The 19696-nt window shown below is 35.6% G+C and carries 23 protein-coding genes and 1 pseudogene; 2 read left to right on the forward strand and 22 right to left on the reverse strand.

The genetic code is table 11. The features are described from left to right. Positions 1–12 precede the first annotated feature (12 nt). Both AC5YGD_RS07875 and AC5YGD_RS07880 read right to left on the reverse strand, forming a co-directional pair. Complete coding sequence (locus AC5YGD_RS07875) at positions 13–2451, reverse strand: 3-hydroxyacyl-CoA dehydrogenase NAD-binding domain-containing protein (RefSeq protein WP_496141379.1); 2439 nt, start codon at positions 2449–2451, stop codon at positions 13–15. 15 nt (positions 2452–2466) lie between these two features. Then, positions 2467–4923, reverse strand: a complete 2457-nt coding sequence (locus tag AC5YGD_RS07880; RefSeq protein ID WP_496141380.1) for an acyl-CoA dehydrogenase — start codon at positions 4921–4923, stop codon at positions 2467–2469. 178 nt (positions 4924–5101) lie between these two features. Here AC5YGD_RS07880 and AC5YGD_RS07885 point away from each other — a divergent pair, with 178 nt between their 5' ends. Then, positions 5102–6088, forward strand: coding sequence for a helix-turn-helix domain-containing protein (locus tag AC5YGD_RS07885; protein ID WP_496141381.1), 987 nt, complete (start codon positions 5102–5104; stop codon positions 6086–6088). Between the two features lie 6 nt (positions 6089–6094). Here AC5YGD_RS07885 and putA read toward each other — a convergent pair whose 3' ends face one another. Then, positions 6095–9727, reverse strand: a complete 3633-nt coding sequence (gene putA / locus AC5YGD_RS07890; RefSeq protein ID WP_496141382.1) for a bifunctional proline dehydrogenase/L-glutamate gamma-semialdehyde dehydrogenase PutA — start codon at positions 9725–9727, stop codon at positions 6095–6097. Between the two features lie 146 nt (positions 9728–9873). On the opposite strand from putA, the gene AC5YGD_RS07895 reads away from it, so the two are divergent. Then, positions 9874–10329: an Lrp/AsnC ligand binding domain-containing protein gene (locus tag AC5YGD_RS07895; RefSeq protein WP_496141383.1), complete on the forward strand. Its 456-nt coding sequence runs from the start codon at positions 9874–9876 to the stop codon at positions 10327–10329. Between the two features lie 2 nt (positions 10330–10331). Here AC5YGD_RS07895 and AC5YGD_RS07900 read toward each other — a convergent pair whose 3' ends face one another. The 19 genes and pseudogenes from AC5YGD_RS07900 to rplN form a co-directional block, all read right to left on the reverse strand. Next, positions 10332–10778 (reverse strand): GatB/YqeY domain-containing protein, encoded by a 447-nt coding sequence (locus AC5YGD_RS07900; RefSeq protein ID WP_416686634.1) that lies wholly within the window; start codon positions 10776–10778, stop codon positions 10332–10334. Between the two features lie 32 nt (positions 10779–10810). After that, on the reverse strand, positions 10811–11026 hold the full coding sequence (rpsU, locus tag AC5YGD_RS07905) for a 30S ribosomal protein S21 (protein ID WP_416651608.1): 216 nt from the start codon (positions 11024–11026) through the stop codon (positions 10811–10813). A gap of 195 nt (positions 11027–11221) precedes the next feature. Then, positions 11222–11602 (reverse strand): annotated as a pseudogene (rplQ, locus tag AC5YGD_RS07910) (50S ribosomal protein L17); the annotation flags it as partial. A 9-nt stretch (positions 11603–11611) separates the two neighbouring features. After that, positions 11612–12592 carry a DNA-directed RNA polymerase subunit alpha gene (locus AC5YGD_RS07915; protein ID WP_271537418.1) on the reverse strand — a complete coding sequence of 327 codons (981 nt, stop codon included), beginning with the start codon at positions 12590–12592 and terminating at the stop codon, positions 11612–11614. A gap of 9 nt (positions 12593–12601) precedes the next feature. Next, the gene (gene rpsD / locus AC5YGD_RS07920) at positions 12602–13228 is read right to left on the reverse strand and encodes a 30S ribosomal protein S4 (RefSeq protein WP_271537420.1); all 627 of its coding nucleotides are present in this window, start codon (positions 13226–13228) and stop codon (positions 12602–12604) included. 9 nt (positions 13229–13237) lie between these two features. Beyond that, positions 13238–13624, reverse strand: a complete 387-nt coding sequence (gene rpsK / locus AC5YGD_RS07925; protein WP_271537421.1) for a 30S ribosomal protein S11 — start codon at positions 13622–13624, stop codon at positions 13238–13240. 17 nt (positions 13625–13641) lie between these two features. Beyond that, on the reverse strand, positions 13642–13995 hold the full coding sequence (rpsM, locus tag AC5YGD_RS07930; RefSeq protein ID WP_271537422.1) for a 30S ribosomal protein S13: 354 nt from the start codon (positions 13993–13995) through the stop codon (positions 13642–13644). Positions 13996–14108: 113 nt separating this feature from the next. Continuing rightward, the gene (gene rpmJ, locus AC5YGD_RS07935) at positions 14109–14222 is read right to left on the reverse strand and encodes a 50S ribosomal protein L36 (RefSeq protein WP_020026342.1); all 114 of its coding nucleotides are present in this window, start codon (positions 14220–14222) and stop codon (positions 14109–14111) included. Positions 14223–14231: 9 nt separating this feature from the next. After that, positions 14232–15512, reverse strand: coding sequence for a preprotein translocase subunit SecY (gene secY, locus AC5YGD_RS07940; protein ID WP_271537425.1), 1281 nt, complete (start codon positions 15510–15512; stop codon positions 14232–14234). Positions 15513–15516: 4 nt separating this feature from the next. Continuing rightward, on the reverse strand, positions 15517–15951 hold the full coding sequence (rplO, locus tag AC5YGD_RS07945; protein WP_271537427.1) for a 50S ribosomal protein L15: 435 nt from the start codon (positions 15949–15951) through the stop codon (positions 15517–15519). A 3-nt stretch (positions 15952–15954) separates the two neighbouring features. Further along, positions 15955–16260: a 50S ribosomal protein L30 gene (gene rpmD, locus AC5YGD_RS07950; RefSeq protein WP_416686638.1), complete on the reverse strand. Its 306-nt coding sequence runs from the start codon at positions 16258–16260 to the stop codon at positions 15955–15957. Then, positions 16260–16778, reverse strand: coding sequence for a 30S ribosomal protein S5 (gene rpsE / locus AC5YGD_RS07955; RefSeq protein ID WP_271537431.1), 519 nt, complete (start codon positions 16776–16778; stop codon positions 16260–16262). The genes rpmD and rpsE overlap by 1 nt, the downstream gene beginning before the upstream one ends. A gap of 24 nt (positions 16779–16802) precedes the next feature. Further along, positions 16803–17150, reverse strand: coding sequence for a 50S ribosomal protein L18 (gene rplR, locus AC5YGD_RS07960; RefSeq protein ID WP_271537433.1), 348 nt, complete (start codon positions 17148–17150; stop codon positions 16803–16805). A gap of 17 nt (positions 17151–17167) precedes the next feature. After that, positions 17168–17713 carry a 50S ribosomal protein L6 gene (gene rplF / locus AC5YGD_RS07965; RefSeq protein WP_496141384.1) on the reverse strand — a complete coding sequence of 182 codons (546 nt, stop codon included), beginning with the start codon at positions 17711–17713 and terminating at the stop codon, positions 17168–17170. Positions 17714–17728: 15 nt separating this feature from the next. Then, positions 17729–18127 carry a 30S ribosomal protein S8 gene (gene rpsH, locus AC5YGD_RS07970; RefSeq protein ID WP_271537436.1) on the reverse strand — a complete coding sequence of 133 codons (399 nt, stop codon included), beginning with the start codon at positions 18125–18127 and terminating at the stop codon, positions 17729–17731. A 9-nt stretch (positions 18128–18136) separates the two neighbouring features. Then, complete coding sequence (rpsN, locus tag AC5YGD_RS07975) at positions 18137–18442, reverse strand: 30S ribosomal protein S14 (protein ID WP_271537438.1); 306 nt, start codon at positions 18440–18442, stop codon at positions 18137–18139. Continuing rightward, positions 18435–18986: a 50S ribosomal protein L5 gene (rplE, locus tag AC5YGD_RS07980; RefSeq protein WP_271537440.1), complete on the reverse strand. Its 552-nt coding sequence runs from the start codon at positions 18984–18986 to the stop codon at positions 18435–18437. Before rplE ends, rpsN begins: the two co-directional genes overlap by 8 nt. A 23-nt stretch (positions 18987–19009) precedes the next feature. Continuing rightward, positions 19010–19321, reverse strand: a complete 312-nt coding sequence (gene rplX / locus AC5YGD_RS07985; RefSeq protein WP_271537441.1) for a 50S ribosomal protein L24 — start codon at positions 19319–19321, stop codon at positions 19010–19012. Next, a complete protein-coding gene (rplN, locus tag AC5YGD_RS07990; RefSeq protein WP_271537442.1) occupies positions 19321–19689 on the reverse strand; it encodes a 50S ribosomal protein L14 in 369 nt (122 codons plus the stop codon). Before rplN ends, rplX begins: the two co-directional genes overlap by 1 nt. Positions 19690–19696 lie beyond the last annotated feature (7 nt).

Below are 19696 nucleotides of genomic sequence, written 5' to 3' on the forward strand. Positions count from 1 at the left end.
AATGTTCTCCAGTTAATTTCGAAGTGGCTTGCTATTTCTTAGCATAAACTCAATTCTTTCTTGCGTTTTCTGAGTGCCTAAAAGTTCGATAAAATACTTCCTCTCAAGATCTAATAGCATTTGCGAATTCACTGTTGTATTTTCTTCAACTTCAGAACCAGTCATTACTTTTGCCAAAGAGGTTATACAATACTTATCATGATCTGACATAAAGTGTCCTTCATAAAGGTTGGCAATTTGCGCCATAATGTTTGCATACCCAGCTTTTCCAACTACTTTAAATGTCGCATCTAAGGGAGATTTAAATCCAGATTCTAGTAATGCTATTGCTTGTTGCTTTGCAACATAAAGTAACTCGTTTGGATTAGCAATAATTACATCATCATTTTTTAAATAGCCCATTTCTTTTGCCTCTAAAGCACTTGCTGAAACTTTTGCCATGGCAATTTGCTCAAAATGCTTAGAAAGCAAAGGAAATATATCGTCTGTTTCTTTATTAAGAAATGCCCTTAAAGCCATTTCCTTACTGCCACAGCCCGCTGGTAAGGCACCAATACCAACTTCTACAAGGCCGATATAAGAATTCATTGAGGCTACCACTTTATTGCAATGTAATAAAAGCTCGCAGCCTCCCCCAAGTGCAAGCCCATCAACTGCAGCAACTGTTACTATTTTGCCATGCTTTAAGCGCATCAATAATTCTTGCAGCATAGCTACTGTTTTTTTAATGGAATAAAGCTTACCAAGCTTAGGAAGCCCTGGATTCATAACTTCAAACGCCTTCTTTTTAGCTTTAGAGGCAACTCCTGGATCTTTTTCTAGTAGGCCTAGTTTAATAGCAGAAATTATTTCATATAGATTTGCTCCAGCACAAAAATGCTCTTGCTCCTGCTTAAAAATTAAAGCATGAAAACCATTTTCTTCAAGATAGTCAAGGCACTTTGGTAGCTCAGTTAAAACGTTTGAACTTAAAACATTCATTTTTGTTTTAAAAGAAACGCTGGCAATACCATCGCCAATATCAAGTAGCTTAGTCGCCTCACCTTCCAGCAAAATATTTTGGTGATATTGCTTTTCACCCTGCAAAAGAGATTTATGCAGATGCCTTTCATAAACTGGATGAGATGATCTTGTAATATATTGATTCTTATTTGGATCAAAAGCCCCATCATCAGAATAAACAAAATCTTTATCCATAGCCCAATTTGGAAGGGGCTCTTGAGAAAGAGTTTTACCGCCACTAATATCAATATTCAGGGCCTCTCTAACCTTACTCCAACCAGTAAGCTGGACTTGCTCGAAGATACCTTTCTGCCAAGCAAAGCCTGACTTTAATGCAAGATCAACACACCTTACTGTTTCTGCCACATGCTCTAAATGAAAAGAGGCATAGTGAAAAACATCACGATGAACTGACCATAAAAATTGTGCTTGCGGATCACCAGATTTGGAAAGCTCTAATAATGAGTTCTCAATATTTCCATTATCTTTGAGTATTTTCTTGACCGTTGAACTAATAGTTTTATCTGCGAGTCTATATTCTCCAGTAGCTGGATCATAAACATTTATATTCTTTCCTACTTTCTCATATATGCCTTTTTTAGTCTTACTTCCTAATGACCCTTTTTCAATTAAATGATCAATCCAATCAGGCAATTTGAATAGTTCAACCCATGGATCATCCTTGGCATTTTCATAAATATTTTTTACAACATTTGACATCACATCAAGACCAACAACATCTAGAGTTCTGAATGTAGCGCTAGCAGGTCTTCCAACCCTCTTACCAGTTAGTGCATCAACTGTATCAGCAGATAAAGAGAAATTTTCAGCATGCTTTAATACAGCCAAAAAAGAAAAGACGCCTATTCTGTTAGCAATAAAAGCAGGACTATCTTTTGCATAAACAACTTCCTTTCCCAATGCCGAGGTAATAAATCCTTCAGCTATATGAAGTAACTTTTCATCACTAAATGAAGTTCGTATTAATTCAACAAGCGGTAAATATCTGGGAGGGTTAAAAAAGTGAACTCCAAAAATTCTACTTCTCAAGCTTTCTGGAGAATGCTCAGCAATTTTTTGAATTGATAACCCAGAAGTATTTGTCACGAGAACTGCATGATCATTTACATAAGGAGCTATTTTCATGAAAAGTTGTTTTTTGATATCAATATTTTCGACAATTGACTCTATTATGAAATCACATTTTGATAGAGTATCTAGATTCTCATAAGTTGAGGTCTTAATTAAACTCGCTATTGAGAGGCTTGCAAATGGCGTAGGTTTCAATTTTTTCAACATGGAGAGCGATTTCATTAACGCCTCTTCACTTGTATCAAACATGACTACATCAAACCCTAAGTTTGCGAAGTGAGCAGCTATTTGCCCACCCATTGTTCCCGAGCCAAGAACGGCAATCTTGCTAAAAGCTTTATCAAAATATTGTTTCATAGTTTTCCTATATTTTTAATTCTTTAAATTTTCAAAATCATCCACTTTTAGTGCTTCAAGAAGAATGTCATTCCATCTGAGCCAATTTTCTTTATCTTCAGTGGTTAAAGTTTTATTATCAACAAGCCCTTGAAGCCAAAACTCTAAGGTAATACTTGGCTGATACTTATATCCAGCTTTTTTGGCTTTATCTCTGAGCACTTTTAATTTAATCCCAGCCTCATACCCCTGAAATAGAATATAAAAAGGGTGTCCAGGTTTTTCTCTTAAGTTGGAGCAAATACATGTAGATAAGTTGTCAATTAACCAGTCAATATCAGTAATAGAGTTTGAAGTAGCAATAATTAATTTGTCATTAATTTTATCGCTAGTGACTGAAAAAGGAAAAAGGAAAAATCTTATTATTGCCTTAATAACTCCATTCACTGGCATACTTTCTATATTTTCTCGCATCGCAATATCAGCCTCTTTGACTAACGTGAGAACTGATAATTTAAGAATACTCTCGATATTATCGTCATTTTGGAATTTCTCCTCATAAAGCTTTATGCATGAACTGATTTCATACATTGCAGAAATTGCATCAGCAAATCGACCAGACACCATCTCTTTTCTTTTTAAAGATCCACCTAACAATAAAGAGGCGATATCGGTTAAGACGGCAAACTTTGCGGATAAAACTGATAAGCTTCTATAGTAAGGCCTTGTCGTTTTATTACCATAAGGTTTTGCCAATCTGCCTTTAGTCCAAGCGTAGACAATTGCTCTAGCAATGTTATTAATAAAGCTTCCAACATGAGTTACTAGAGCTTTATCAAAATTCTTTATTGCATTCTTCCCGTCATCATGAAGCGCTGTTAATTCATCTAGTAAAGTTTTGTGGCACCTAACAAGTCCCTGTCCAAAAATCATTAAGCTTCTAGTTAGAATATTTGCGCCTTCAACAGTAATCGCAACTGGAGCACCAGAATAGACATTTGAAACATAATTTCTTTTGCCTTGCATTACTCCTCTTCCACCATGAACATCCATTGCATCTATCGAAGAATTTTGCAATAACTGAGTGTTTCTATATTTCACTATTGCTGAAATAATTGATGGTCGATGTCCAGCATCAAGCGCCCAAGTAGAAAGATTAATGTTTGCAGTTGCTCGAAATGCATTTGTAGCAAGATTCGATAGTTTCTCTTGGATTCCCTCCATTTTCGAAATTGGAATTCCAAACTGCTCACGAGTTTGTGCATAGGTACTCGTAGTTAAAAGCATAGCCTGAGTGGCAGATGCCCCAGTTACAGGCAACGAGATTCCTCTACCAACGCTTAAGCACTCCATAAGCATTCTCCATCCATGGCCAATCATTTTTTCACCACCGATTACCCAGTCCATTGGTATAAAAACATCTTTACCATAAATAGGGCCATTTTGAAATGGCTCGCCAATTGGACGATGACGTGTTCCTATACTTAAACCCTCAGTTTTTCGTGGAATAAGTGCGCAGGTAATTCCTAAATCATTTTTCTTATAAAGAGGGTGATCAGCTGGCAGTAAATTATCAGGGTCATATGCCTTAAAAGCCAACCCTATCACTGTAGCTATAGGTGCAAGGGTTATATAGCGCTTTTCCCAATTTAATCTTAGACCCAATACTTTATTACCTTCGTACTCACCATAACATACTATCCCATTATCAACCAGAGAGCCCGCATCAGATCCAGCAACTGTAGAGGTTAGTCCAAAGCATGGCACTTCTTTTCCTTTGGCTAAACGAGGCAAGTAATGTTGTTTTTGCTCTTCGGTCCCATACTTTAATAACAGCTCACCAGGTCCTAAAGAATTTGGAACCATAACCGAAATTCCCAAAAACTGTGAGGCCGATGAAAGCCTTCCTACAATTATGGCATGCGCGAAATGAGAAAAACCGAGTCCATTAAATTCTTTTGGAATAATCAAACCCAAGAATCCCTTATCAAAAATATACTGCCAAACCTCCTTAGGCAAATCTTCACTGGAAACAATTTCGTAGGAATCAACCATACCGCAAAGGGTTTCAACTTCATTATCAACAAAACTTTGCTCCTCATCAGTGAGTTCAGTTGCCTCAAGTTCTGATAGCTTCGTCCAATCAGGATTGCCTTGAAATAACTCAGCATCCCACCAAACGCTTCCTGCCTCAAGTGCAATACTTTCGGTTAAGCCAATCGGAGGAAGGGATTTGCGCATTAACTTATAAAGAGGCTTAGTAAACAACAATAATCTAACACTTGGAACTATTAGAATACCTAAAGCTAAAAGAAAAAGAAGTAAAAGCTGAGCGCCAAAATGGTCAGCAACTACAGCGCCTGGATATGTCAAACCAACTGCTATTAGCCACAATTGCCATGGCTTAATTTGAAATCTCACTAAAGCTACTAGAATTAATACAATAGAAAGAAAGAAAGAAAGAAGTGAATATTGAAATATAGTTTCGAGCATAACAATTAATCCTTATTTAAAGCGTTGTCGTAAATGAATTATTAATTTAATAATTGAATAACTAGTATAGTTATAAAAATTAAATCTAAGTTATCATAATATAATAAAATATTAACATTTTATAACGCTTTATTTTCTAAGGATTGTGATTTTTATCTTAACTTTATGTTGAATTAGTATGAATACAAATAGTGCAGTTTGGCGATCAATTCTAAGGTTACAACAAATTTACCCAGAAAAAGTAAATGAAATTTGTAACGGGATTGGGTTATCAAAAAATATGCTATTAAATCCAAACTTATCACTACCAATTGATATTTTTTTAAACTTTTTTATCGAGGCTGAATCAGTTTTTAATGATGAGCTAATCTCAATAAATTATGCTCGATTAGCTCAAATAAGGCCTAACTATGCTGAAGCCTTTGGGTTAATGTTTGTTTACTCTAGACACTTAAAAGAGGGCTTTAAGCTATTGCAAACTTATATAAATATTGAATTAGAAGGTATTAATTTTGTAATTAGGGAAGATCTCAATGAAGTTAAAGTGCTATTTATTGCAAACCCAAAGATTCAGCATTCATCTGTTTATGAGAATCTATGCCTTTCAATACTTGCTGCCTTTATTAGGTCTAAAAGATTCCCAATTAAATGCATTAATACAAAAACTCATACCTCTGGAGGAGCCATAAAAGAAAAATCAGTTTTTAGTTGCCCAATTAACTCTCAAAGTGCTGAAACATCAATTGTAATTAGCAAAAAAAATTATTTAAAAAAGAATACTCTCTCAAACACGAAGCTTGTTGATTACTTAAAGTCAATTGCGCAAGAAAAAATCGATAAAAAGGTTAGTAAGGTTAATCTTGTTGAAAATATTGAAGTACTGATGAATAATTATGTAAATTATTATAGTAATATCAATATTCAAGAAATTTCAGATCAGCTTGGTGTCAGCACTATCCAGCTTCGCTATGAATTATCAAAAGAAAACACAACGTTTCGAAAAGTTCTAAATAACTTCAAGCTCAAAAAAGCCAAAAATATGCTTCAAAAAGGTCTTTCGGTTAAAGTAATTTCATATCAACTTGGCTACTCAGATCCCTCTTCATTTATTCGTTGGTTTATTGGCCAGACTAAATTAACGCCAACAACATTTAAAAACAACTAATAAAGATTAAAGCGCTAAGAGATTGGCATTACCGCCAGATGCCGTTGTATCTTCTGTAATGACACGCTCATTAACTAATTGCCATGTTTCGTAAAGAGAACTCATAACTGGGGTAATCGCTGAGCGCTGATTAACTATTAACTTTTCCACTGACATCAAATTACCAAAAAATAATATTAATTTATACGATTCACTTTTCATCAACTTCAGGCTTGGCCCGTTAACCAATCTAAATATATTCTCTTTACCAAAGCCAAGCGTAATCAGAGAGTTATATTCATCTTCTTTAATAAGACTAACAACGCTATTTCCTAATACAAGAGCTAGTAAAGTCTGCTTAAGTGCATCAATAGCTGTTGGACCAAGGCATAATGCTGTTCCTTTTGGTTTATATCTAATACTATTTGATTCACCAGTTGGCCCAGGCAAGAAAATCTTAGTTGCGTATTTAGCTATTTCATCATGCAGGAAGTCAAAGAAATCACTTTCAATGAACGAAAACTGGTTTTTCATTTTAGTTATCAAATCTTCATTTATTAGAATGCTCGGCAAAATCAAATTATTAACTTGTGCATTCCCATAAAGTTTAAGTTCATGATCGGTTGTCTTAGTTGAGGCTATACTCTGGCTGTATCCATGAAGTGAACTTGGCCCTCCTGCTTTAGGGCCAGTTCCCGACAAGCCCTCACCTCCAAAAGGTTGAGATCCAACAACAGCACCAATTTGATTTCGATTCACATAGATATTCCCAGCATTAACTCTGGACGTAATTTCCTCAACTTGCTTGTCAATTCTGGAATGTATACCAAACGTTAATCCAAAGCCTTTTGCATTTAATTGATCAATCATATACTCCAACTCATCACTTTTGTATGAAATAACATGAAGGATTGGACCAAAAAACTCTTCATTAATTTCATCAATTGATTTAAGATTAATAATTGTTGGAGTTACATAATAGCCAGTCTTAAGATCACATTGAATATCTTTAATTATTTGATTTCTTTTTCTAGATTTTTCAATATAGCTTTGAAGTTTTACTTGAGCTTCACGATTTATAACTGGACCGCAATCGGTGGAGAGGTGTTTAGGATTTCCAATACGGAGCTCCATCATTGCGCCCTGAATCATCTTTAGGGTTTCATCAAAGCACTCTTCCTGAATCATTAGTACCCTAAGTGCAGAACAACGTTGCCCTGCACTTTTAAATGCTCCATCAATGACATCTCTTGTTACCTGTTCGCATAAAGCGGTTGAGTCTACTACCATTGCATTTAGGCCGCCAGTTTCAGCAATAACTCTTGCCCCTGGATTTCCATTTTTAATTAGGTTGTGTTTGATTTGTTTTGCTACAGCTGATGAGCCTGTAAAGGCTACACCAGAAATTATTGAACTGCTAGTTAGGTAAGAGCCAACATCTGAACCCTTTCCTAAGCAAAGCTGAAATACTCCTAAAGGAATTCCGGCCTCAATTAATAACTCACTTGCTCTATAGGCTATTAAAGAGGTACTCTCAGCAGGCTTAGCAATTACAACATTTCCAGCAGCAAGCGCAGCAGCGACCTGGCCTGTAAAAATTGCCAAAGGAAAGTTCCACGGGCTAATACAAACAAAAACTCCCATGGCTTGTCTTTTATTAAGAATTATATTATGTGCTAAGTTGGAATAATAGCGTAAAAAATCAACCGCCTCTCTAACCTCATCAATGGCATCTTGATAAGTCTTTCCAGCCTCTCGCATTGCAAGGGCCATCAATTCAAATTGGTTTTCTTCATAGAGTTCAGCGGCTCTATTTAAACTCTCAAGAATTCTGTCTGGGTCATGAGAATTTAAATTAAATGCATTTTGTGCAGTTATTAAGCAGCGATCTAACTGTGATTGATTTGCATATAGCAAACTGCCCAAAATATCAGAAGTATCAGATGGATTTTTTACTTCTTCTTGATTAGAGTCCTCTAGGGCTATCCCAGAAATCATTGATTTTGCTTGCCACTTTTTCTTTAACCAAGGCTCTTGAGATTGAAATAGTAAATCAACTTCATTCTGCTCAGTCAGCATAATACTTGATGAGTTTTGCCGGATATTTTTAAAAATGTCTTTTGGAAGTGGGATTTTTGAATGAGAGTTATTAGTATCTTTTTCAACTTCAGAAAAAACATCTACTGCTAAGCTTTCTGGCTTAATATTCTCATCAAATAAATGATTAATAAAGGAACTATTAGCTCCATTCTCTAATAATCGCCTCATTAGATAAGCCAACAACTCCTTATGACTACCAATTGGCGCGTATACCCTTGAAAGGACATTATATTTATTTTTTATATAGATATGAAGAGACTCGCCCATACCATGAAGTCTTTGTACCTCAAATCCAACATTATCTCCAGCAATTTCGCAAACGCTGACTAATGAATGTGCATTATGACTAGCAAATTGGGGGTAGATAAAATTCCTCATCAAGAGTAGTTTTTGAGCGCATACTAAGAATGAATAGTCAGTATTTATTTTTTTTGTAAAAACTGGATAATCAACTTCTCCCATAACTTGGGCTTTCTTAATTTCACTATCCCAATATGCCCCTTTGACTAGCCTTACCATTATCTTTAAATCATATTTTTTGCAGCTTTGGTGAAGCCAATCAATTACATATGATGAACGCTTTTGATAAGCCTGAACTACTACTCCAAATCCTTGCCATGAGGTATTTGAAATCGAATCCATAACCCGATCAATAACGTCCAATGAGAGGTCTAAGCGCTCAGCCTCTTCGGCGTCAATATTAATTCCTATATTATATTTTTGAGCAATATTTACGAGCTCAATTATCCGAGGTAGTAATTCAGAAAGAACTCTCTCTCTGTGCATAAAATCATATTTAGGATGAAGTGCAGAAAGTTTTACCGATATTCCATCAGCCTCAAATACATTTTTTGATTGCCTATGCTTTCCAATTTCTATTAATGCATTCTTGTAAGATAAAAAATACTTGTCAGCATCTGCCATAGTCCAAGCAGCTTCTCCAAGCATGTCAAATGAATACAGACCATTTTTAGCCTTACTTGATTTAATTGCAGTTTTAATATTTTCAGCATAGACAAACTGCTTAGCAAAAAATTGCATCACATTGTTTGCACTAAACCGTATACCGGGCCTAGATAGAATCTCTAACGCTTTTTTTATTCTATTTTTAATCTCTTTATTGCTTCCATGTGCAATCATCCTATCTGCAATACTAAGAGCAATAGTTGCAATGTTAACCATAGAGGATTTACTACCACCAATATGCCTGGTCCATCCCTTTCTAGCAACTTTATCAATAAATAATTTATCCCTTGTTTTGTTATCTGGAACTCGAAGAAAAGCCTCAACTAGAGTCATTAATGAAAGCCCTTCATCACTTGTTAAATTATATTCAGAGATAAACAATGACAGTAAGTCTGGTTGATTTGAAGCTCTTAAATCTTTGATAAGATTCGAAGTTTTTTTCTGAAAATCTACTCTTTGATATGCATCTGTTGTTTCAGATAGCTTAAGTTGATCTAGGGCCTCTGCCTCTGACATTACTCTTGCATCTCTCATTTTTTTTCGAGAAGATGTGTAATCTATATCAAATACTTTAGAAGTGTATTGATCCTGCATCTTATAAGAAATATTTTAAATTTACAACAATTTTAATTTATATTAAATAGTCATAATAACTATAATTTTTTAATAAACATATAATTAGACTTATATATTAAAAATTAAATTATAATATATCTATTATTTTAAATTAAATAGTTATTATGCCTACTCTTGATAGTTTCGATCATAAGATTCTTAAGCTCCTTCAAAGTGATGGTCGAATGACTGTTACTGCATTGTCTAATCAAATTGGGTTATCTAAAACCCCTTGTTTAAATCGTATTAAAAAATTAGAGACGTCAGGATATATCAAAGGCTATAAGGCTATTATTGATCATGAGTTAGTTGAGAATAATCATATTGCATTTGTTCAAATTAAGATGAATGATACAAAAACTGCCGCACTAAATTCATTCAATAGAGCAATTAAAGATATAACAGAAGTAGAACAATGTCATATGATTGCATCAAATTTCGATTACTTATTGAAAGTCAGAACGCAAAATATGGAGAGTTATCGAAAGGTCTTAGGTGAAAAAATTTCATCGCTACCAAATGTTCAGCATAGCTCAACCTTTGTCGTTATGGAAGAAATAGTAACCAGTATGTATAACTAGAACTAGCTTAGTTTGGCTTTAATTAATTGGGAAACAACGCCCATATCTGCTTTACCATCAAGCTGGCCTTTAAGAACGCCCATTAGCTTACCCATATCTTTCATAGAGTCAGCTCCAGTTTCAGAAATAGCTTTAATAACTGCAGCCTCAACCTCATCTTTACTTAGCTGCTTTGGCATGTAGTTATTTATTATTAAAAGCTCTGCTTCTTCAATATCAACCAAGTCAGTTCTTCCAGCGTCTGAAAATTGTGATATAGAATCTTTACGTTGCTTGACCATTTTTTGAATAACAGACAAAGCCTGTCCATCAGTCAATTCGATGCGCTCATCTATTTCTTTTTGTTTGATTGCCCCTAGAATCATACGAATTGCTTTAAGGGCTTCTTTGTCTTTAGCCTTCATTGCTAACTTCATATCGTTAGTAATGAGTTGTTTTAGCTGTGACATATTTTGATTTACTTTTGCACTATAAATAGTGATTAGTACATACGTTTACGGTGAATACGATTTTTTGACATTTCTTTATGAGTTCTTTTAACTGCAGCAGCTTTTTTACGCTTATTAACCCACGTTGGCTTCTCAAAATACTCTTTTTTCCTAACATCTGTAATGACACCAGCTCTATCACAAAGACGTCTGAAACGACGAAGTGCAATATCAAATGGTTCGTTCTCTCTTACTTTAATTGCTGGCATATGGTAATTCCTTTATGATTCTTTTTTTGTAGCTTTAGCTTTAGTTTCTTTTTTAGGTGCAGCAGCTTTAGTTTCTTTTTTAGGTGCAGCAGCTTTAGTTTCTTTTTTAGGTGCAGCAGCTTTAGTTTCTTTTTTAGGTGCAGCAGCTTTAGTTTCTTTTTTAGGTGCAGCAACTTTAGTTTCTTTTTTAGGTGCCTCAATAATAACCTCTTCTTGACCTTCAAAATCAACTAATTGAACTAATGCCATTGGAGCTTTATCACCTGTACGAAAACCTGCTTTTAAAATACGTATATATCCACCAGGACGATCTTGATAAAAAGGGCCCAATTGCGTAAACAACTTAGCAACCATTGCATCATCTCTTAGTTTAGAGAAAATATGACGACGATTAGCAACGCTATCCGCCTTAGCTCTTGTAATTAAAGGCTCGATAACGCGTCTTAATTCTTTCGCTTTAGGAAGTGTTGTTTTAATTGTTTCATGCAGAATTAATGAATTAGCCATATTCTTAAACATGGCTTTTCTATGCGATGAATTTCTATTTAATTGTCTACCTGACTTTCTGTGTCTCATTATTTATCCTTATTCACTCATTAAGTCAACTGGTGGCCAGTTTTCAATTTCTGTACCAAGCTCTAGATTTTTCTCTGTCAAAACTTCTTTAATTTCATTAAGTGACTTACGCCCCAAGTTTGGAGTTCTAAGTAAGTCTTGCTCTGATTTTTGAATCAAGTCACCAATATAATAGATTTGTTCAGCTTTCAAACAGTTTGCAGAGCGAACTGTTAATTCAAGCTCATCGACAGCTGATAAATACATTGGAGGAAAGTCATCTGAAGTTGGTTGTGGCTCCTCTTCGATTACTGGCTCTAACTCAACAAATGAAGATAATTGATCTTGAAGAATTGTAGCAGCTCTCTTAACAGCATCTTCAGCATTAACTGAACCATTAGTTTCAATAACAATATTTAGTTTATCTAGATTAACTTTTTGTTCAACTCTTGCAGATTCAACAGTAAAACTTACTCTTTTTATAGGAGAGAAACTTGCATCTAACTGAATGCTTCCAATTGTCTCAGAATCAACTGATCTAGCAACAGCAACGTCATAACCGATACCAGTATTAATAACAACAGTCATTCTAATTTTTCCACCTTCATTCACTGTAGCTATTACTTTCTCAGGATTAAATACAGAAACATCTGTACCATTTGCTTCAATGTCGGCAACTGTAAGCTCACATGGACCTTGTTTTTCAATAATAACTGTAGCGCTATCACTTGAATTTAGGCCAATAGAAGCTTCTTTAAGATTGAGAAGTATATCTAGAACGTCTTCTTGAACACCTTCAATAGTTGAAAATTCATGCATTACACCATCAATTGCTACTTCTGTGATCGCAGAACCAACCATAGAAGATAATAACGTTCTTCTAATTGAATTTCCTAAAGTATGTCCAAAACCTCTTTCAAAAGGCTCTAGAACAACGCGATATTCGTTTTTAGACAACTCAACTGAATCTACTAGTTTTGGTTTTAGAAAATCTCTTGCACTTCCTTGCATATTTAATTCCTATTTAGAATACAATTCAACGATTAATTGCTCTGAAATATCTGAAGATAATTCATCGCGAGCAGGGACATTTTTAAAAACACCTTTTAATGCTTTATTATCAACATCCAACCACTCTGATAATCCACTTTGACCAGAAATTTCAAGTGCTAGTTGAATTCGGCTTTGTTTTTTTGCTTTTTCTCGAACAGAGATTTCATCATTTGCACTTACTTGAAAAGAAGGTATATTAACCAGCTTGCCATTTACTACAATTGACTTATGAGACACTAATTGTCTTGCTTCGGCACGCGTTGAAGCGAAACCCATTCTATAGACAACATTATCAAGACGACACTCAAGAAGTGATAGTAAATTTTCACCAGTTGGCCCTTTTTTTGCACTAGCTTTTTTATAATAAAGACTAAATTGCTTTTCTAATACACCATAAATACGTCTAACTTTTTGCTTTTCACGGAGCTGCAATCCATACTCACTTCCTTTTTGACGACGGGCATTTGCTCCGTGAACACCAGGAAGTTGTGTTAATTTACATTTAGAATCGATAGATCTAATTCCACTCTTAAGCTCTAAGTCCACACCTTCACGGCGTGCTAATTTACATGTAGGACCTGTATATCTTGCCATAATTTATCCTTATACTCTACGTTTCTTAGAAGGACGACAACCATTATGAGGTATAGGCGTCACATCTGTTATTGATTGAATTTTTAAACCTTGTGCATTCAAGCCTCTAATTGCAGAATCACGGCCTGGGCCTGGGCCTTTAACTCGAACCTCTACATTTTTCATTCCAAAAGCTTGAGCCTTTTCACCACAATTACCTGCTGCAACTTGAGCTGCAAAAGGCGTTGATTTTCTTGAGCCTCTAAATCCTGCACCACCTGAAGTTGCCCAGCATAAAGTGTTCCCATGACGATCTGTAATCATCACAATAGTATTATTAAAAGTTGCATGAATATGTGCAATACCGTCAGAGACGATCTTCTTAGATTTTTTCTTAGCTGTTTGCTCTTTTGCCATAATAACTTATGCCTTAATTATTTAATTAAACGACGCGGACCCTTGCGAGTTCTAGCGTTTGTTTTTGTTCTTTGGCCACGTAACGGTAATCCCTTTCTGTGACGTATACCACGGTAGCAACCTAAATCTCTTAGGCGTTTTATGTTCATTGCAACATCACGCCTCAAATCACCTTCAACTTCAAATTGAGAAACAGCTCCACGAATTGCTTCTAGTTGATCTTCAGTTAGTGCAGACACCTTAGTGCTTTGCTCTAATTTAAGTGTTTTACAAATTAGTTTTGATCTAGTTTCTCCAATACCAAAAATTGATTGTAAACCAATTACAATATGTTTATTTGTTGGAATATTTATGCCTGCAATACGTGCCATATAATCTACCTATGCCTCTAAAAATTTTATTTTTGAATGGATAATTCCATTCAAAATTTTATAGTTGAAAAATCGTGCAATTTTACTTTGTAAATGAACGCCTGTCAATGTCATCAACCTTGTCTCTGCTTATGGCGAGGCTCTTTACATATGACACGAATTACTCCATGTCTTTTAATAATTTTGCAATCTTTACAAATTTTTTTAACTGATGCTCTTACTTTCATAACTTACCCTTACTTTAAATTTGCTTTGCGCATTAAGCCTTCATACTGATTGGACATCATATGAGACTGCGCTTGTGCTATAAAATCCATTACTACAACAACGATAATTAAAAGACTAGTTCCACCAAAGTAGAACGGAACGTTCCAATACAAAATTAAAAACTCTGGAAGTAGGCATACTGCTGTTATGTAAATAGCACCTACTGCTGTTAGTCTTGAAGTTACTGCGTCTATATAGTCTGCCGAATGCTGTCCAGGTCTAATACCTGGTATAAATCCACCTGATTTCCTTAAATTATCTGCTGTATCTTTCGCGTTGAAAGTAAGAGCTGTATAGAAAAAGGTAAAGAAGATAATGGCAGCACCATAAAAAATTATGTAGAGAGGCTGGCCTGGTGAAATGCTTGAAGTAATATCTGCTAACCATCCCATTCCCTCAGATTGAGAAAACCATCCACCTAAAGTTGCTGGAAATAAAATAATACTTGAGGCAAAAATAGGCGGAATAACACCTGCCATATTAATCTTGAGTGGTAAATAGGATGTCTGACCACCAACCATTTTTCTTCCCTGTTGTCTTTTAGCATAATTAACAGCAATTCGTCTTTGGCCTCTTTCCATGAAAACAACAAAAGCCATTACAAGAACTACCATTGCCAACATAAGTACGACAACAAATACACTTAACTCTCCCGTACCAACCATACTAAGAGTATTACCAAATGAAGCTGGCAAGCCTGCAACAATACCTGCAAAGATTATCATTGAAATTCCATTACCAATTCCTTTCTCACTAATCTGTTCACCAAGCCACATCAAAAATAAAGTACCGGTAGTTAAAGTAACTACTGTTACAAAACTAAAGGTTAGGCCAGGATTTGTAACTAACGCTACGCCTCCACCTGACTGAGACTGAAGTGCAATTGACACTCCATATGATTGAAATACCGCTAAAAATACTGTACCCATTCTAGTATATTGAGTAATTGTTCTTCTTCCTCGATCACCTTCTTTTTTAAGTTGCTCAAACTTCGGAACAACTGATGTCATCAGGTTCATAATAATTGAAGATGAAATGTAAGGCATGATTCCAAGCGTAAAGATTGATAAGCGTTCTAAGGCTCCACCTGAAAACATATTCATCATTCCTAGAATACCAGTTCTGTTATCTTCCACAAGTGAAGCTAACGCAGTCTGTGATATAAATGGAATCACAATATGCGTTCCAAGTCTGAAAACGATTAAAGCACCAACTAAGTATAGGATGCGTTTTAATAGATCGTCACTCATATCCTTACTCGCTTATGGTTCCTTTAGCAGCCTCAATAGCTGCTTTAGCACCCTTAGTTGGCTTAATTCCAACTAGGTTAATAGCGCGATTGATTTCACCTGAAAGCATAACCTTGACTCTTAATATATTTTTAGTAACTAGGTTGTGTTTCTTAAGAACATCAATATTGATATCAGTTTCAGTTAACTTATCAAGCTGAGATAGTGTTACCTGAGATGTTATTATAGAAACCCTTGACGAGAAACCAACCTTAGGCAATCTTCTTTGAAGTGGCATCTGACCACCTTCAAAACCAACCTTCGAAAATCCGCCAGATCGAGATTTTTGACCTTTATGTCCTCTTCCAGCTGTCTTACCCATTCCGGAACCAATGCCTCTTCCGACACGCTTCCTGCTAGTTTTTTCACCTATTGCAGGCTTCAAAGTATTTAAATTCATTATTTAACCCTCTACTTTTAATAAGTAAGACACTTTATTAATCATGCCTCTTACTTCTGGCGTGTCCTCAAGAATAACCGTATGGTTAATTCTTTTTAATCCTAAACCAGTTACTGTCGCACGATGCTTAGGAAGACGGCCATAAAAACTTTTAATTAATGTCACACTTACCGTTGACTTTGTAGACACAGCTTTTTTAGTAGGTACTTTTTTAGTTTCAACTACTTTAGAAGTTGCAACCTTAGCAACTACTTTTTTAGGAGTTGACTTCTTAGGAGCTGCTTTTGTTTCTACTTTTTTCTCAGCCATCACACTTCTCCAGTAATTTGTTCAACCGTTTTACCTCGCTTTGCAGCGACTATTTGTGGCGATGACATTTGAGTTAAGCCTTCAACAGTAGCTCTAACAACACTAATTGGGTTACGAGTACCATTACACTTTGCCAAAATATTATGAACTCCAACTGCCTCTAAAACACTTCGCATGGGTCCACCAGCAATTACGCCTGTTCCTTCAGAGGCAGGCTGCATATATACTTTAGCAGCTCCAACAGATGATGTAATAGGGTAGTGCAATGTTCCATTTACTAATGGGACAGGCTTCATAGCTCTTTTAGCTTTATCCATTGCTTTTTGAATAGCTAAAGGAACTTCACGAGCTTTTCCAGTTCCATATCCAACTTTTCCATTTCCATCACCAACTACTACTAGAGCAGAGAAACCAAAAATTCTACCACCTTTGACAACTTTAACTACGCGTCGAATATTAACCAGCTTTTCGATGAATTCACTTTCTTCTTTATAATTATTTCTTTTATTATCAGCCATTCTTTAAACCTTAAGTTTACTTAATTAAAAATCTAATCCGCCTTCTCTTGCCGCTTCAGCAAGGGCTTTTACTCGTCCGTGATACTTAAATCCTGAACGATCAAATGCGACCTTAGAAACTTTAGCTTTTTTAGCAGCCTTTGCTATCAAATCTCCCACCTTTGAAGCGGCTTCAACATTTCCACCATTCTTCATTTTCAAAGATATACTTGATGCAGAAGCTAACGTTTTCGTTCCACAACCACTAATGATCTGAGCATATATATGCTGAGAAGATTTGAAGACACATAAACGCTCTACATCTCTTTCAGCATGTTTAGCTCTAAATTTTGTTGCTCTTCTTAAGCGAGCATCTTTTTTTGATAATTTCATTTAACTACCTTAATCAATTATTTTTTCTTAGCAGCTTTACGAACAACCTGCTCATCTGTATAACGAACGCCTTTACCTTTATATGGCTCTGGAGGACGAAATGCTCTAATTTCTGCTGCAGCTTGACCAACTTTCTGCTTATCAATACCTTTAACAATAACCTCTGTCTGCGAAGGAGTTTCAACAGAAATACCTTCAGGCAAATTATAGTTAACTGGGTGAGAAAAACCCAAAGTTAAGTTTAATACTTTACCTTGCGCTTTAGCACGATAACCAACTCCAATTAGTGTTAGCTTCTTCTCCCAGCCTTCGGTAACGCCCTTAATTAAATTTGCTGTATTTGCTCTTACTGTTCCAGCCTGAGCCCATGCGTTTTTTTGTTCTTTCTTACTAACTTCATTTGGCTCAAAGGTTAATATATTATCATTATTAGAAACAAGGACTGCTGAATTAACATGCATTGTCATTTCACCAAGTTTTCCTTTGACCGAAATTAATCCTTCAGCTTGCGTAATATTTACGCCTTCAGGGATTGTAATTGGTGCTTTTGCAATTCTAGACATTATTAATCTCCAATATTATGAAACACTGCACAGGACTTCACCACCAATATTTTGGGCTTTGGCAGCTTGACCTGTCATTACACCTTTTGGTGTTGAGACAATGACAATACCTAAACCATTCATAATTCTTGGCATCTCGTCTTTGCTCGCATAATGTCTTAAGCTAGGCTTAGAAATTCTGTTTAAGGTTTCAATAACTGGTTGGTCATCAAAATATTTTAATTTTATTACTAACGTTTTGTTAGCAGCTTTATCGCCTTCAATAGCAAAAGAAGTGATATAACCTTCGTCTTGCATAACACTGGCAATCGCCGACTTCAAATTTGAAGCTGGGATACTTACTTGATCTTTATTAACTGCTTGTGCATTCCTAATTCTAGTCAACATATCAGCTATTGGGTCAGACATACTCATATTAAACTCCTACCAGCTTGCTTTAGATAATCCAGGGACTTCACCATTCATAGTGCGCTCTCTGAGTTGGGATTTGGCCAAGCCAAATTTACGATAAAACCCATGAGGACGACCTGAAAGACCACATCGGTTACGTTGACGTACAGGTGAAGCGTCTCTTGGGAGTGATTGTAATTTAATCACCGCCTGAAAACGGTCTTCATCAGAGGTATGAATACTCTTAATAATTTTTTTAAGTTCAAGACGTCTCTCCTTAAACTTTTCGACCAATTTTGATCGCTTCACATCTCTGTGAATCATAGACTTTTTAGCCATTATTTTCTCCTTTAAATGGAAAATTAAACATCGCCAATAGTTTCTTAGCATCTTCATCATTTTTTGCATTAGTAGTGATAGCAATATCCATACCACGCACTTTTGTTACTTTATCAAATTCAATTTCTGGGAACACAATCTGTTCAGTAATACCCATGTTGTAGTTTCCTCGACCATCAAACGATTTATCATTAAGTCCGCGAAAATCTCTAATACGAGGTATTGCAACATTCACTAAACGGTCTAAGAATTCATACATTCTTTCTTTTCTCAAGGTAACTTTACACCCAATAGCATTTCCTTCTCTAAGTTTAAAGCTTGCTACTGACTTTCTTGCTAAACAAGTCATTGGCTTTTGTGAAGAAATTAGTCCTAACTCCTCAAGAGCACTTTCTAGTATTTTTTTATCTCCCAATGCACTGCCTAATCCCATATTTATTGTTATTTTTTCAATCTTAGGGACTGACATTGTATTAGTGACACCTAATTCTTCCTTTAATTTAGGAAGAATTTCATTTTTGTATTGTTCTTGTAATCTAGACACTTGTCACCTATTTATTTGTTATATCAAAGTACGGATTCGCCGCTCGATTTATAAAATCTTTCTTTCACACCTTTATCATCTGTTCTAATACCTATACGATCTGCTTTTTTTGAAGTTGGGTTGTAAATTGCAACATTAGAAATACTTAATGGCATTTCCTTTTCTTCAATACCACCCTGAATACCTTCCTGAGGATTAGCACGAACATGTTTCTTAGCTAGATTTAAACCTTCTACAATAACTTTTACTCCAAGGATATTTTTTACAGATCCAATTGAGCCCTTATCCTTTCCTGCAATTACTATCACTTCATCATTTTTTTTAATTTTCATCATTACAGAACCTCTGGTGCAAGTGAAACAATTTTCATAAACTGTGCGTTTCTTAATTCACGAGTCACAGGTCCAAAAATACGAGTGCCAATTGGCTCTAATTTTGGATTCAGCAACACTACAGCATTATTATCAAAGCGAATTCTAGAGCCATCACTTCGGCGAACACCTTGAGCAGTTCTAACAACTACTGCATCATATACATCACCTTTCTTAACTTTACCTCGAGGAGATGCCTCTTTGATACTAACCTTAATAACATCACCAATATTGGCATAACGGCGCTTTGAACCGCCTAAAACTTTAATACACATAGCCTTAACCCCACCACTATTGTCAGCTATATGTAATCTTGTTTGCATTTGAATCATATTCTTC

It is taken from the genome of Candidatus Pseudothioglobus sp. uisw_070, from assembly GCF_059512545.2.

Coding starts and splice junctions, on each gene's coding strand:
- AC5YGD_RS07875 (WP_496141379.1), bottom strand. CDS start 2,451: ATGAAACAATATTTTGATAAAGCTTTTAGCAAGATTGCCGTTCTTGGC.
- AC5YGD_RS07880 (WP_496141380.1), bottom strand. CDS start 4,923: ATGCTCGAAACTATATTTCAATATTCACTTCTTTCTTTCTTTCTTTCT.
- AC5YGD_RS07885 (WP_496141381.1), top strand. CDS start 5,102: ATGAATACAAATAGTGCAGTTTGGCGATCAATTCTAAGGTTACAACAA.
- putA (WP_496141382.1), bottom strand. CDS start 9,727: ATGCAGGATCAATACACTTCTAAAGTATTTGATATAGATTACACATCT.
- AC5YGD_RS07895 (WP_496141383.1), top strand. CDS start 9,874: ATGCCTACTCTTGATAGTTTCGATCATAAGATTCTTAAGCTCCTTCAA.
- AC5YGD_RS07900 (WP_416686634.1), bottom strand. CDS start 10,778: ATGTCACAGCTAAAACAACTCATTACTAACGATATGAAGTTAGCAATG.
- rpsU (WP_416651608.1), bottom strand. CDS start 11,026: ATGCCAGCAATTAAAGTAAGAGAGAACGAACCATTTGATATTGCACTT.
- AC5YGD_RS07915 (WP_271537418.1), bottom strand. CDS start 12,592: ATGCAAGGAAGTGCAAGAGATTTTCTAAAACCAAAACTAGTAGATTCA.
- rpsD (WP_271537420.1), bottom strand. CDS start 13,228: ATGGCAAGATATACAGGTCCTACATGTAAATTAGCACGCCGTGAAGGT.
- rpsK (WP_271537421.1), bottom strand. CDS start 13,624: ATGGCAAAAGAGCAAACAGCTAAGAAAAAATCTAAGAAGATCGTCTCT.
- rpsM (WP_271537422.1), bottom strand. CDS start 13,995: ATGGCACGTATTGCAGGCATAAATATTCCAACAAATAAACATATTGTA.
- rpmJ (WP_020026342.1), bottom strand. CDS start 14,222: ATGAAAGTAAGAGCATCAGTTAAAAAAATTTGTAAAGATTGCAAAATT.
- secY (WP_271537425.1), bottom strand. CDS start 15,512: ATGAGTGACGATCTATTAAAACGCATCCTATACTTAGTTGGTGCTTTA.
- rplO (WP_271537427.1), bottom strand. CDS start 15,951: ATGAATTTAAATACTTTGAAGCCTGCAATAGGTGAAAAAACTAGCAGG.
- rpmD (WP_416686638.1), bottom strand. CDS start 16,260: ATGGCTGAGAAAAAAGTAGAAACAAAAGCAGCTCCTAAGAAGTCAACT.
- rpsE (WP_271537431.1), bottom strand. CDS start 16,778: ATGGCTGATAATAAAAGAAATAATTATAAAGAAGAAAGTGAATTCATC.
- rplR (WP_271537433.1), bottom strand. CDS start 17,150: ATGAAATTATCAAAAAAAGATGCTCGCTTAAGAAGAGCAACAAAATTT.
- rplF (WP_496141384.1), bottom strand. CDS start 17,713: ATGTCTAGAATTGCAAAAGCACCAATTACAATCCCTGAAGGCGTAAAT.
- rpsH (WP_271537436.1), bottom strand. CDS start 18,127: ATGAGTATGTCTGACCCAATAGCTGATATGTTGACTAGAATTAGGAAT.
- rpsN (WP_271537438.1), bottom strand. CDS start 18,442: ATGGCTAAAAAGTCTATGATTCACAGAGATGTGAAGCGATCAAAATTG.
- rplX (WP_271537441.1), bottom strand. CDS start 19,321: ATGATGAAAATTAAAAAAAATGATGAAGTGATAGTAATTGCAGGAAAG.
- rplN (WP_271537442.1), bottom strand. CDS start 19,689: ATGATTCAAATGCAAACAAGATTACATATAGCTGACAATAGTGGTGGG.